Here is a 13,602-nt window from a genome sequence, read left to right as displayed (position 1 = left end):
TTTCCGGCTACTGTTTGATCAGCCTGGCAATAAACATGGTATCTGCTTTATCGTTATAACCTGTAATGCTTTGCATGCTTTCCAGCTTTAAAGGCTGGGTGGCCAGCAACTGCTCAATTACTTCTTCATTTTCCTTTTGGAACACCGAACAGGTAATGTAGATCAGCACTTTTCCGGGCTTCAGATATTTGAGTACACGGGCAGCGATATTCTTCTGCAGACCCGCAAAGAAATCAATCTTATGCTCTTCAAAATGATAAAGCATTTCAGGCGTGCGTCCCCAGGTCCCGGAACCTGAACAGGGCGCATCCAGGATAATACCATCAAAAACATAATCATGCAGGTCCTGGTCATTATTCTGCAAAAGGTCAAGTACTTTTTTCTGATACTTCCTGATTCCGGCTGCCTGAAAGCGTTCATCCAGGTTATGCAGGCTGCTTTCTCTGACATCACTTACCAGCAATTGCACCTTTGGCTCTATATCGTGCAGCAGCAGGGATTTCCCTCCTGAAGCAGCACAACAGTCCCACCAGTATTCGTAGGGCTTTGGAAGGAAGTATTCGCCTGTTTTTTGCGAAGACAGATCCTGCACCTGGTAATACTTACTCTCCGGAAGCAATTTCTCCAGTTTGGTACCGTTGGGCAGGGCCAGTGTTTTTTCATTAATGACTTTCACCGCAACTTCTTCCTTTGCCAGCAGTTCCAGGAAAGACTGCTGCTGGTCTTCCTTCACTCTCAGGAAGAGATCAGGCTGGATAAAGAATGACTGCAGGAACTCGGCTTCAACAATCCCCTCAGAGAGTGCTGCTTTAAAAGGAAAAACTTCCTCCAGCTTAAAATCAGGAAACGCATCAGTGATCAGCGTAATTTTTGCCTGAACAGGTAACAACAGCTGATCTGCCAGCTGTGGCAGGTAATGAGTGATCACCATACTTTCAGATTGGTTACAGAGAAAATCTGCGACCGCCAGTCTCACGAGCGGCTGCTCTTTTTTCAGTGCCTGCCCTAACCTGAAATAACTATAGAGATACCGGGTAGTCCAGCGCCTGTCTGATGAACCCATCTGTTTGTGCTGCTTAAAATAGGTAAATAAAAACCTGTGCAGGGGCAGCACCCCATCATATTGATCAAAAGCCTGTTCAAAGGCGCGTACCTGATATTCTAATTTCATTCTACGGGGTTTAGCGCATAGTTTTTATATGCCAGCAGAAAAAGGCTGGTATTGATATACCCTAATTGTTCATCCTTTTTAAACAAGTATGAATTCTGTAATCCTTTATACCTGTCTGCAGCCAGATAGTTGAGGTAGTTACCTCCATGTGCGGACAGTAATTTACCGAAATATAAACCAGCATCAAAACCCTTAAATGCATACTCTCCCGGTTCAAATCTGTAAAGGCTACGGTACTTTTTCACAAAGCTGTTCACAGGCTGACTTTTGTAATCAACAAAATAAGAAGCCGTGATACGTGTCTTCAGCAACTGAAGTTTATCGGTATTGTAGTTCTGTTTAGACCAGTTCGGATGACCAAACAAATCAATCTGCATACCTGCGTTTTTCATCTTTGCCAGTTTATCAATTGTAGCTACTACAAACTGCCGGTCTGACGAAGAGACAAGTACTGCATAACGTTTGCCGGGGATCCTGGCTGTTTCCATGGCATACACAGAACTGTACTCCTGAAAAGTAAATTTGCTCCCCTTTTTAAAGTAAGCACGAACAGGTATAGCGAGCGCTTCGTCTGTAGATTTCCGGGTACTGATCAGCACGACTACCGTCTTTGCCGGATCAAAGGTTTTAGTGATAAAACCGCACATTTTTTCTGCATGAAGGTCAATGTTATTGACTACAGAAATCAGGTTGGGATTCAGGAATTCATCAGGGTGCGTAGCAGCCAGTGGTGAAACTACCGGAATACTATTGGCCACTGAATAATTAGTGATCTGTTTTATGCCATCCGGAAATACCGGCCCAACAATCAGGTCAGTTCCCGAAAGCTGCCCTGATTTGATCAGCGAGGTAATCTGTTCAGTGTTGTCCCGCGTGTCCAGCACTTTGAGACGGAAGTTCAACCCTGTTGCAGCGGCAGAATCTATTCCCATTTTAAATCCCTGGTAAAAATCAATAGCCATTACGGATTTCTCCATTTCGGCCTTACTGCCGGTTTGAACATTGGCAGTATTCAGATTAAAGGGAATCAGTAAAGCGATATTGGCATCAGTAAACTTTTTCTCGGTTTTTACTACTGCAGCCGGTTTTTCAGCTTCATCTTTTTTAGGTGTTTTACGAGTTGTTACCTTTGGTGAACAGGCCAGAAGGAAACAACTCATAAAGATTACACACCAAAATTTATTCCCACTCAATTGTTGCTGGTGGTTTTGAACTAATGTCATATACAACTCTGTTAATACCTTTTACTTTATTGATGATTTCATTAGAAATTTTCGCAAGCACCGGGTAGGGTAAATGACACCAATCGGCAGTCATACCATCAACAGATTCCACTGCACGAAGGCAGATGACGTTCTCATAAGTACGTTCATCTCCCATAACGCCGACCGACTGCACCGGAAGGAAGATTGCTCCTGCCTGCCACACCTGATCGTATAACCCTGCTTCCTTAAGGTTATCTATATATATTTTATCTGCGTCCTGAAGGATCGCTACTTTTTCTGCGGTAACATCACCCAAAATACGTATAGCCAAACCAGGACCAGGGAAAGGGTGACGGCCAAGGATAAAGTCCTCAAGACCCAATGATTTCCCTACTCTTCTTACTTCATCTTTAAATAAAGTGTTTAGCGGCTCTACTACTTTCAGTTTCATAAAGTCAGGCAAACCGCCTACATTATGGTGGGATTTGATGGTTGCTGAAGGGCCTTTAACCGAGATCGATTCGATCACATCCGGATAGATTGTTCCCTGGGCAAGCCATTTTACGTCCTGTACCTCATGTGCAGCATCGTCAAATACTTCGATGAATACACGTCCGATAGCTTTACGTTTCAGCTCAGGATCTTTCACTCCCGCCAGCTGACTTAAAAAACGGTCTTTAGCGTCAATACCTTTAATATTCAGGCCAAGGTGTTTATATTGTTCAAGAACAGCTTCATATTCATCCTTGCGCAGTAAGCCGTTGTCTACAAAGATACAGTGAAGGTTTGTTCCGATTGCTTTATGCAGCAGGATCGCGGCTACGCTTGAATCCACACCTCCTGAAAGGCCCAGCACTACTTTATCGTTTCCTAATTTTTCCTTCAGCTCTGCAATGGTAGTTTCAACAAATGCATCGGCAGTCCAGTTCTGGCTGCATCCGCAGATATCTACCAGGAAGTTTTCAAGCAACTGTTTACCATCGATACTATGGGTAACCTCGGGATGGAACTGAATAGCATAAGTAGAAGTATCTTTCACATGGAAAGCAGCAACCCTAACGCTGTCAGTGCTGGCAATTACTTCAAATTCTGCAGGTATGTCTGTAATGGTATCACCATGTGACATCCAAACCTGAGAACCGATATTTATATTTTTTAATAATTTATTGTCTGCCTGGATATAATTAAGATTGGCTCGTCCATATTCACGGGTTGAAGAACGCTGAACATGACCACCTGAATGCTGTGCCAGGTATTGTGCACCATAGCATACCGCTAATACAGGTTGCTTCTGATGAAAGCGGGCTAAATCAATTTGAGGGGCATCTTCCTGAAGAACAGAATAAGGACTACCAGAAAAGATTACACCTTTAACATCTGATGTGATTTCCGGAATATTATTAAAGGGGTGTATTTCACAATAAACATTTAACTCGCGAACCCTGCGGGCTATCAACTGCGTAAATTGAGACCCATAATCTATAATTATGATTTTTTCTAGCATGGCCAAAGTTAGTATTTATTCACTTTAACACCGAATCTTTTTAGGAAATCTACACCTTCATCACTCGGCAGGCCTTTATACGCTGCATAGGAGTCTTTGTAGAACACCTCTTTGATCCCCGAAGAGAGGATCAGTCTTGCACAGGCTATACACGGTGATAAGGTTGTATACAATGTTCCGCCTTCGAGCCTTGCCCCGTTTCTGGCGGCATAGAGAATTGCGTTTTCTTCTGCATGCAGTGCCAGTGAACAACTGCCTTTTGAGTCTCTCGCACAGCCGGTATCCGGCCACTCCTCATCGCAGTTATGTGTTTCTGCCGGTGGCCCGTTATATCCGATAGAAATAATACGGGTATCTTTTGTAAGCACCGCCCCTACCTGTGCCCTTACACAATGAGATCTGGCGGCAAGATCCACCGCCAGATTCATATAAATCTCATCAAATCCAGGTTTTACTTTTACCAACTTAGTGACCTCCCTCTGCTGCAATATTTTCTACATTGATGCCTTGTTTCTTTAATACTGCGCTTACCTTCCAGGCAAAGAAAATCAGGTATGCAAATCCCACTGCCGGAATGATATAAGAGTGATGGATGCCCTGCGCATCGGCAAGTTTACCCTGAACCGGTGGCAGGATAGCGCCCCCAAGGATCATCATAATCAGGAATGAAGAACCCTGACTGGTGTATTTTCCCAGTCCGGTAATGGACAAAGCAAAGATGGATGGCCACATGATCGAGCAGCATAAACCACCGCTGATAAAAGCAAGTGTGGCAACTTCACCGGTATTCAGCAGCCCTACGATCATTGCAATCACACCAAGGGTAGAAAAGATAGCCATTGTTTTAGCTGGTTTCTCCTGACCAATAAAGAACCCTACAACCAGTATGGCTACGCAAATACCATAGATATAAAGGTTGCTCACATCAGTACCCGTAAAATGGTTAACCAGCAGGATGATACCAAAAGCTACAAACGGAACTATCACCGTAAGCGCTATTTTGGCAGTTTTACTTAAACTGAAAGCACTTACCGCACCTGTCCATCTGCCTACCATCATGCTTCCCCAATACAGGGCGATATAAGGTTTGATATCAGATTCATGAAAACCGCCGAATTCTTTAAGGTTGAGCAAGGCTCCCAGGTTACTCTGGATAGTAACCTCTACACCTACATAGGTAAAAAGGGCAATCATGCCCAGAATCAGCTGTGGGTATTGCATCGCTCCCCACTGATTTAAATTATCCTTCTTTTTAAGATATACAAACAGCAGGGATCCGATAATGATCACCAGTGATGAGTACACGAAGTTTGCTTCGGTGATGCCGGTAAGCTTTGACAGCGGCTGAGCGGCCAGTACCATCAGGAAACCGAGGATCATCACAGCCAGCGGCCCGTTTGATTTCGGACTGGCCTCCAGCTGTTCATCGCTGGTCACCTTTGGCAGATCACTGATCGCATAAAAACCTGCAACCAGCAGGAAAAGGCCTGCAAGCGCATAGTATAAAGTGATAATGGAAGAAATCTCGACAACTTTAGCCACAGCATCACTTGCTGAACCAAAGAGCACGATACTTACAATCACCGGTCCCATTAAGCCGCCAAAGTTATTTACACCGCCGGCAAGGTTTAACCTGTGTGTACCGCTTTCAGGAGCACCCAGGGCAACAACGAAGGGCTGCGCTGCAGTCTGCTGCAGCGAGAAACCTATGGCGATTACAAAAAAGGAAACCAGGATAAAGATAAACGACCCTGAATGTACTGCAGGAACCATTAACAAAGCACCACAGGCAGAAATTGCAAGTCCGGAGATGATTCCGTTTTTGTAACCTATTTTATTGAGGATATCAACTTTACTGGCCTGAGAAGCAAAGTACAGGATCAGTGAACCGATAAAATAACCGCCGTAGAATGTGAAATCAATCAGCTGAGATTCAAATTGTGTGAGGTTGAAGTGTGACTTGCAAAAGGGTATAAATACCCCGTTTGACGCTGCCACAAAACCCCAGAAAAAGAACACGGTGATGATAGTGTACAACGCTGTGCCATAGTTTTTTTGTGTTTGGTTATCCATATAAATTTGTTGGTGCAAAGTTTGAGTTTATAAACATAATTAAAATAAACTGTTTGTTAAAGCATATACTAAAGGCAATAAATGAAGCAAAAAAAATGGGACTACTTATACTTTAAAATCGGATATTAGCACCAAATATATGTGAGTTGAATGATTGAAGCAATATTACAGGGGATAGGTGCGGGTATTTTGTTTTCGTTTTTAACAGGGCCTGTTTTCTTTTCCATGATAAAGACCAGTATAGAAAAGGGGTTCAAAGCCGGCTTTTCTTTGGCAATAGGAGTGATACTGAGTGACATCATATTTATTACTTTTACGATCTTTAGCTCTCAGTTCGTCAACTACAATCCGTCATACAACAAGTATGTAGGCATTGTTGGCGGTCTTTTCCTTTTAGGGGTAGGTTTATATTACCTGATCAGCAAAGTGAAGATAAACTATGACCTCTCTGAAATACTCAAAGTAAACAGAAGCGGATATATCCTGAAAGGCTTTTTAATGTGCCTGCTGTCTCCTACAACACTCATGTTCTGGGTAGGCGTCGGGGGCTTCGTTTCGGCCCAGCTGCACTACGCAATAGATGAAAAGATCGCGTTTTTCGTAGTGGCCATGGCAACTCAGCTTTTTGTAGATTCCATTAAAACCTATTACGCCGCCAAATTACGGTACCGCATAAAAGAAAAGAACATCAAAGTACTCAACCGGGTTGCCGGAGCGGTTATCATTATCTTTGCATTGCGTATATTTTTTGAAGTACTGACCAAATACTATAAATAAAAAAGACTCCTGGCCTCTTCAATGCCTTCTGCCGCTTAAGGGTGTCAGAAGGCATTGAAGAAGCCAGGAGTCTTTTGTAAGCCTGACCAGGCTTAACTGATTAGTAAGCCCTCTGGTTACTTCCTTCTTTCCAGTTCACAAAGGCCTTATTCACTACCTTGTTACCACCCGGAGTTGGGTAATTACCAGAGAAATACCAGTCGCCTTTGTGGTTAGGGATCGCAACATGCAGGTTATCCAAAGTCTGATAGATAACTTCCACATCAGCAACAGTTTCTGAAGGAGTGATGATTTTTGCAATCTGTGCAGAGATCTCTTCCTGCTTAAACGGTCTGTATATTTCTTTTACGTGATTTACGATCTGATCTTTTGGCAGCAACAATGATGCTTTGCATTTCTCATATACTTCATCGATCACATGTGCCATTCCACGTTCTTTCAGCAGCTGGATAGCGGCTTCAAAAGCTACGAACTGACCCATCTTGGACATGTCAATACCATAGCAGTCAGGATAACGTATCTGTGGGGCCGAAGAAACAATAATGATCTTCTTAGGGTGCAGCCTGTCAATGATCTTGATGATACTTTGTCTCAGTGTAGTACCCCTTACAATAGAATCATCAACCGCTACCAATGTATCCACATCATTCTTGATTACACCGTAAGTAGTATCATAAACGTGGGCAACCATTTCTTTACGGTCTGCATCAGCAGTAATGAAAGTACGCAGTTTAACGTCTTTAATGGCAAGTTTCTCAACCCTTGGAGCCAGAGAAAGTAATTCGTCCATTTCCGCTTCGGTAAGGGTTTCCTTCCGTTCGATCAGTGTATCCTTCTGGATTTTCCTGATGTGCTCGTGCAGGCCGTCAACCAAACCATAGAAAGAGATTTCAGCTGTATTCGGGATAAAAGAGAACACAGTATGTTTCAGATCCGATTTAACCGCAGTCAGGATCTGGTCGATCAGTAATTTCCCAAGTTTTTTTCTTTCTGTATAAATTTCAGCGTCGCTTCCGCGGGAGAAGTATATCCGCTCAAAAGAACATGATCTTTTTTCCAGCGGCTCTCTGAACTGTTCCATACTCACAGTACCATCCTTTTTAACAATTAAAGCATGGCCGGGAAGTACTTCTTTTACTTCACCGAAAGGAATGTTAAATGCGGTTTGAATGGCAGGGCGCTCAGAAGCACCAACAACGATCTCATCGTCCTGGTAGTAATACGCAGGGCGGATTCCCGAAGGATCACGCATAAAGAAAGCATCTCCGTTACCAACAATTCCACACATGGCATAACCGCCATCCCAGGTTTTTGCCGAGCGGCGAAGGATATTTGCAATATTAAGGTTTTCTGATATTTTGTGAGTGATCTCCACATTTGACAGTCCTTCTTTTTTGTAACTGTCAAAAAGGTCCTGGTTCTCATCATCCAGGAAGTGGCCGATTTTCTCAAGAACAGTAACCGTATCGGCCTGCTCTTTTGGATGCTGGCCCAGTTCGTAGAGTTGTTCCAGCAGTTCATCAACATTCGTCATGTTGAAGTTACCTGCCACCACGAGATTACGTGTCATCCAGTTATTCTGGCGAAGGAATGGATGGCAGTTCTCAATACTGTTTTGTCCGTGGGTACCATAACGCAGGTGGCCCATTAAAACTTCCCCGATAAAACTTACATTTTGCTTGAGCCATTCAGCATCCTGCATGAGTTCAGGAGTTTCATTCTGGATGTCTACGAATTTGCTGTGTACATAACCGAAGATATCTGCAACTGCGTTCTGGGCCATCGACCTGTAGCGGCTGATGTAACGGTGTCCAGGTTTTACATCTAATTTGATGGTTGCAATTCCTGCTCCGTCCTGCCCCCTGTTGTGTTGTTTCTCCATCAAAAGATACAGCTTATTCAGGCCATAAAGCGCAGTACCGTATTTTTTCTGGTAGAATGAGAGCGGTTTTAAAAGACGGATAAAAGCAATTCCGCATTCGTGTTTTATCGAGTCACTCATTGTTTGTGGTTTGAGCCGCAAATTTAGAGTTAATAATAGTATGAACCTAGAAAGAAATACAATCTTTCTTTCAATTGACTGTAAGTTAAAAACCGTCTAAATGCCCTCAAAAAGGCACTTTAAATCGGTTTAGCAGAATTGGTTAAAAATAATTTGACGTTACAACTACGAAATGACAACCAGGTCACCATTTCACCCGCGCGGAAACGATATTCTGATCAAAAAAAATGGAAGCATTCTGGTCAAACCTGCGTTCGTCCCCCGAGGTAAAAAATTGCTTCCTGCTATCTCTTCCCAGCTGGCTTTCCATTTCCGGATGACGTTCCAGGTAGTCGGCCAGGCTGTACGCTACAATCTCGCCCTGGGCCACCAGTTTAAAGCCTTCAGGCAGTACCTTGCTTAACTTCGGTATCAGCAGCGGATAATGTGTACAGGCCAGCAGGATCGTATCTATTGCAGGGGATTTAGCGAGCAGCTCATCCACATACTTCTGCACAAAGTAATCCGCTCCCGGATTGATATGTTCGTTGTTCTCAATCAGGGGTACCCACAAAGGACAGCTCTGCTGGACAACTTCCAGTTCAGGAAAAAAATGGCTGATCTCAATGGGATAGGATTCGGAGTTCACCGTCCCCCTAGTGCCCATTACCCCTATAGTATTGGTTTCCGTATATCCTCCTATAACCTCGGCTGTAGGCCTGATTACTCCAAGCACCCGGTGGTTGGGATACTTGAAGGGAAGCACCCTTTGCTGGATGGTGCGCAGTGCTTTTGCAGAAGCCGTATTGCAGGCCAGGATCACCAGCGGGCATCCCTGTGCAAACAGCCATTCTACACATTCGAGCGTATACTGGTAAACTGTTTCGTAAGAATGGTCTCCATAGGGCGAACGGGCATTATCACCCATATAAATATAGTTGTAATCCGGCAGCCGGTCAGCAATCGATTTAAAGACCGTAAGACCACCATACCCTGAATCAAAAATGCCTATAGATTTCGTTAAGTTCATAGCAAAAAAAAACGGAACCAGGTTTATACCTGATTCCGCAATTTAATATTTTTTTAGGACTATTTTTTTGGAGCTGCAGCTGCTGCTGTAGTTCCGGAGATACCCAACTTAGTTTTAACGGCAGCAGTAACATCGTCACCACCTTCCCATGCAAGCAGGTTGTTTGCACCTTGCTGAGCAGAAATATCAAAAACATAAGCAAAGCCTTTTTCTCTTGCTACTGCTTTAACGGCGTTGATAAATTTAGTATTCAAAGGAGCAAGTAACTCACCCTGTTTAGTAGCAATATCCTGTTGTGCTTTTTGAGTAGACTCAGTGATACGTTTTTTCATATCATCTAATTCTGCACCCATAGCCTGTAATTCTTTACCTACAGTTTCTTTGTTAGCCTCGCTTAAAGTTTTGTTTTTTGCAACTGCAGCTTCATACTTGGTCTGGTACTCAGTTTGCATTTTCTCAATCTCAGATTGTTTTTGTTTTTGCAGTGCTTCTAATGTTGTAGATGCTGTTTTGGCTTCCGGCATCGCTGCGAAAATCGCTTCAGAATCAATGTGTGCAATTTTTTGCTGAGCGCTTGCAACATTAGCAGTAAACACTAAGCCAGCTGCCACAAAAAATACGTTAATTAACTTTCTCATTTCTATTGTTCTAATTGTGTTTTAATATTTATTTAGGTGTGTCTATTTTACTGATGTGTTTGGTTTATATCCCAACCTGATGATCACGTCATTACTCAAATCGTAGTTGCTGCTTGAATAAATCATCATGGTAGATTCACTGCTTTTATCAAAGATAAAATCCAGGAACTTGGTTTTGGCCAGATCTGCGATGACCGAGGTTACTTTATCCTGGATAGGTTTCAGCAATTTGGTACGGGTCTGGAAAAGCTCTCCCTCAGGGCCAAATTTCTGGCGCTGGAATTCTTTTGCATCTTTCTCTTTTTCGATGATGTCGTTCTCTCTGCGCTTGCGCATATCATCAGTTAACAAAACCTGGTCAGCCTGGTAAGCTTTATACATCTTGTCAATCGCAGCAAAGTTTGCATCAGATTCCTTCTGGAACTGCTGAGACAATACATTCAGCTGGTTCAGTGACGATTTGTACTCAGGTAAGTTTTTAAGAATATATTCTGTATCTACATAAGCGAACTTCTGTGCAAAGGCACCGAACGTTGCGAACATTAAAAAACCAATTAAAATAACCTTCTTCATTTTTTGTATATTAATTAAATCCACCCAGTTGCTGAGCGATACTAAACGTGAATGACTGCTTTCCGAAGTCAGAGATCACACCACCCGAACTCGGAATGGCATCAAATGCATGTCCGTAATCAATTCCCAGCATTCCAAATATCGGTAAAAATATCCTTGCTCCAATACCTGCTGACCTTCTAATGTTAAAAGGATTGTAATCAGCAAACTTGTTCCAGGTATTACCACCCTCAGCAAAGCCGATCAGGTAAGCTGTCGCCTGCTGACTTGCAATTACCGGGTATCTGATCTCCATCACATATTTACTGTAAATCGGACTACCAGAGTTATATGCTGTAGAAGCCTGTGATGATGTTGTAGCAGTAGCCGGGATCACCACGTTGTTCGCATAACCACGCATCGTGATCAGCTCCGATCCCTGAAGGAAGTCAAATCCCTGCATACCATCACCACCCAGTTTAAACCTTTCAAATGCAGACTGGCCTACCGCCTGATTGTATGAACCCAGGAAGCCGAACTGTGCCTGTGCTTTCACTACAAACTTACCTGCAAGTCTCTGGAACCATTGTCCCTCAAACTTCCATTTGTGGTATTCTGTGAACCTGTATTTTACTTTATCAGATGCCGTTGTATAGTTCGTATTGTTTAATAACGAATAAGGAGGCGTTGCCTGTATAGTAAACTTGAAATAAGAACCTTCAGTAGGGAAGATTGGGGAATTTCTCGAATCCCTGCTCAGTTCCTGCGTTAAGTTAAAGTTATAGGAAGTACCCGTAGAAAACAAATACCCCGGATAGTTATTCAGAATATATTGCTGAGCGTTGATCGAGTGTGTCAGCTGGAAATAGTTATCAGGCCATTTCAATACTCTACCCAAACTTACAGTTACACCATTCAGACGGATTCTTTGTGCAGCACTTGAACTGGTAGCGCTGTAAGACTGCAGTGAAGTAAATGCACTCAAACCGAAACTTACCGGTTTCTTACCACCAAGCCATGGCTCAGAGAATGAGAAACTGTATGACTGGTAATAACTACCATTGGTCTGACCACGAAGACTCAGCTTCTGACCATCACCTTTAGGAAGTGGTTTGTATGCTTTTGGATTGAACAGGTTTCTAAGTGAGAAGTTATTAAAGGTCAGTCCGATTGTACCGATAACACGGCCACCACCAAAACCACCTGATAACTCTACCTGATCTGAAGGTTTTTCTTCAACAGCATACTCGATATCAACGGTACCGTCTGAAGGATTTGGTTTAGGTGTAGGCACAGTTTTGGATTCATCAAAGTTTCCAAGCTGACCGATATCCCTCACCGTACGAACAAGTAATTCTTTGGAGAATTTATCACCAGGTCTGGTACGAACCGCACGCAGAACAACCCTGTCGTTCGTAATGGTATTACCTTTAACAGTAATCCTGTTGTTGGTATACTGAGGTCCTTCATAGATCCTGATTTCAAGATCTACCGTATCATTATAAATTTTTGTCTGAACAGGCTCAACGTTAAATGTCAGGTAACCATCATTCAGGTAAACACTGGATACATCATCACTTTCAGCACCGTTACCATGAAGTTTTACATTCAGTTTTTCTTCACTGAAGATATCACCTTTTTCTATAGCCAGTACTTTAGATAGATCTTTCGTTGCATATTTGGCATTTCCGGACCAGGTAATATTTCCAACATAATACTTTGGCCCTTCATACAGATCGATTTTAATCCCAACCGATTTTTCATTGTACCTGTAAGTCGTATCTTTTATAATAGTCGCATCACGGTAACCTTTCTCCTGCATTTTAGCAACAAGCTTCTCTTTATCTTCTGCGTATTTTTCTTTGCTGAATTTACCAGGACCAAAAACTTTATAAAAGGCCATTTTCTTGGTCTTCTTCATAAACTTGCGCAACTGTGCAGGCTTGAAGTTTTCATTGCCGGTAAAGTCGATATCATGAACTTTTACTTTTCTTCCTTTATCCACAAAAACCTGCAGTACCACCCCATTTTCCATGTTAGGATCTGGCTTGGTTTTGTATTCTACCTTGGTAAAGAAAAACCCTTTTTCGGCAAGATATTTATTGATGATTGTAGTGGTACTGTTGTACGTATTCTCATTAATAATTGTCTTTCCTGATTTAGAATTCAGCTTTTCGGTGATATCTGTTTTCTGTGATTTGCTGAGGCCGTTCAGTTCAAATGAACTTAAACGCGGGCGTTCAACCACCTGGATATCAAAATAAACCGTATCCTGGTCAAGTTTCGCAATGTTCAACTCTACATCGTCAAACAGGCCCTGTGCCCATAAAGTTTTGATGGCTGCAGAAGTGGCTTCGCCGGGAAGTAAAATCCTTTCCCCCTTAATTAATTTCGAAAGCGTAATAATAACTTCTTTATCAATAAACTTTGCGCCACTCAAAGTTGTTCCTCCTATTATGTATTCTTTAGGTTGAAAATAATCTAAATCTGTACCGCTTACTTTTAGGCTTGGGGTGACTGGATTAGACTTGGGACGGTTGATCTGGGCCATTGTCGGTAACCCGATCAACAACAATAATATAAGTTGGTATATTCTTTTCATTTACAATCTAAAAAACGTTGCTAAGTTAATTTAAACACATGTTAAAAAGTGTTAAAAGTAAAATTAGTT

General features: G+C 42.6%; 11 protein-coding genes. 1 reads left to right on the top strand and 10 read right to left on the bottom strand.

Annotated elements, in window-relative coordinates; translation table 11 throughout:
* Nucleotides 1–7 precede the first annotated feature (7 nt).
* From ABWY16_RS16685 to ABWY16_RS16665, 5 genes are read right to left on the bottom strand one after another with little or no spacing between them, the layout of a single operon-like run.
* Complete coding sequence (locus tag ABWY16_RS16685) at nucleotides 8–1,171, bottom strand: RsmB/NOP family class I SAM-dependent RNA methyltransferase (protein WP_353905791.1); 1,164 nt, start codon at nucleotides 1,169–1,171, stop codon at nucleotides 8–10.
* On the bottom strand, nucleotides 1,168–2,331 hold the full coding sequence (locus ABWY16_RS16680; protein WP_353905790.1) for an ABC transporter substrate-binding protein: 1,164 nt from the start codon (nucleotides 2,329–2,331) through the stop codon (nucleotides 1,168–1,170). The genes ABWY16_RS16685 and ABWY16_RS16680 overlap by 4 nt, the downstream gene beginning before the upstream one ends.
* A 19-nt stretch (nucleotides 2,332–2,350) precedes the next feature.
* Nucleotides 2,351–3,880 (bottom strand): glutamine-hydrolyzing GMP synthase, encoded by a 1,530-nt coding sequence (gene guaA, locus ABWY16_RS16675; RefSeq protein ID WP_353905789.1) that lies wholly within the window; start codon nucleotides 3,878–3,880, stop codon nucleotides 2,351–2,353.
* Between the two features lie 8 nt (nucleotides 3,881–3,888).
* Nucleotides 3,889–4,308 carry a deoxycytidylate deaminase gene (locus ABWY16_RS16670; protein ID WP_353905788.1) on the bottom strand — a complete coding sequence of 140 codons (420 nt, stop codon included), beginning with the start codon at nucleotides 4,306–4,308 and terminating at the stop codon, nucleotides 3,889–3,891.
* Nucleotides 4,309–4,345: 37 nt separating this feature from the next.
* Nucleotides 4,346–5,953 carry an MFS transporter gene (locus ABWY16_RS16665; RefSeq protein ID WP_353905787.1) on the bottom strand — a complete coding sequence of 536 codons (1,608 nt, stop codon included), beginning with the start codon at nucleotides 5,951–5,953 and terminating at the stop codon, nucleotides 4,346–4,348.
* A gap of 150 nt (nucleotides 5,954–6,103) precedes the next feature.
* Between ABWY16_RS16665 and ABWY16_RS16660 the strand changes: the two genes are divergently transcribed.
* Complete coding sequence (locus ABWY16_RS16660) at nucleotides 6,104–6,730, top strand: LysE family translocator (protein ID WP_353905786.1); 627 nt, start codon at nucleotides 6,104–6,106, stop codon at nucleotides 6,728–6,730.
* Between the two features lie 100 nt (nucleotides 6,731–6,830).
* Here ABWY16_RS16660 and ABWY16_RS16655 read toward each other — a convergent pair whose 3' ends face one another.
* The 5 genes from ABWY16_RS16655 to ABWY16_RS16635 form a co-directional block, all read right to left on the bottom strand.
* Nucleotides 6,831–8,732, bottom strand: a complete 1,902-nt coding sequence (locus tag ABWY16_RS16655) for an amidophosphoribosyltransferase (RefSeq protein WP_353905785.1) — start codon at nucleotides 8,730–8,732, stop codon at nucleotides 6,831–6,833.
* A gap of 184 nt (nucleotides 8,733–8,916) precedes the next feature.
* Nucleotides 8,917–9,741 (bottom strand): glutamate racemase, encoded by an 825-nt coding sequence (gene murI / locus ABWY16_RS16650; RefSeq protein WP_353905784.1) that lies wholly within the window; start codon nucleotides 9,739–9,741, stop codon nucleotides 8,917–8,919.
* 59 nt (nucleotides 9,742–9,800) lie between these two features.
* Entirely contained in the window at nucleotides 9,801–10,379 is a 579-nt protein-coding gene (locus ABWY16_RS16645; RefSeq protein ID WP_353905783.1) for an OmpH/Skp family outer membrane protein, read from the bottom strand.
* A 42-nt stretch (nucleotides 10,380–10,421) separates the two neighbouring features.
* On the bottom strand, nucleotides 10,422–10,952 hold the full coding sequence (locus ABWY16_RS16640; protein ID WP_353905782.1) for an OmpH/Skp family outer membrane protein: 531 nt from the start codon (nucleotides 10,950–10,952) through the stop codon (nucleotides 10,422–10,424).
* Between the two features lie 10 nt (nucleotides 10,953–10,962).
* Nucleotides 10,963–13,533, bottom strand: coding sequence for a BamA/OMP85 family outer membrane protein (locus ABWY16_RS16635; protein ID WP_353905781.1), 2,571 nt, complete (start codon nucleotides 13,531–13,533; stop codon nucleotides 10,963–10,965).
* Between the last annotated feature and the right edge of the window lie 69 nt (nucleotides 13,534–13,602).

Origin of the sequence: Pedobacter sp., assembly GCF_040513095.1 — a bacterium.
Lineage (GTDB): Bacteria > Bacteroidota > Bacteroidia > Sphingobacteriales > Sphingobacteriaceae > Pedobacter.
Note: the sequence above shows the minus strand (reverse complement) of the source record. Positions and strands in the feature narration are given on the sequence as shown.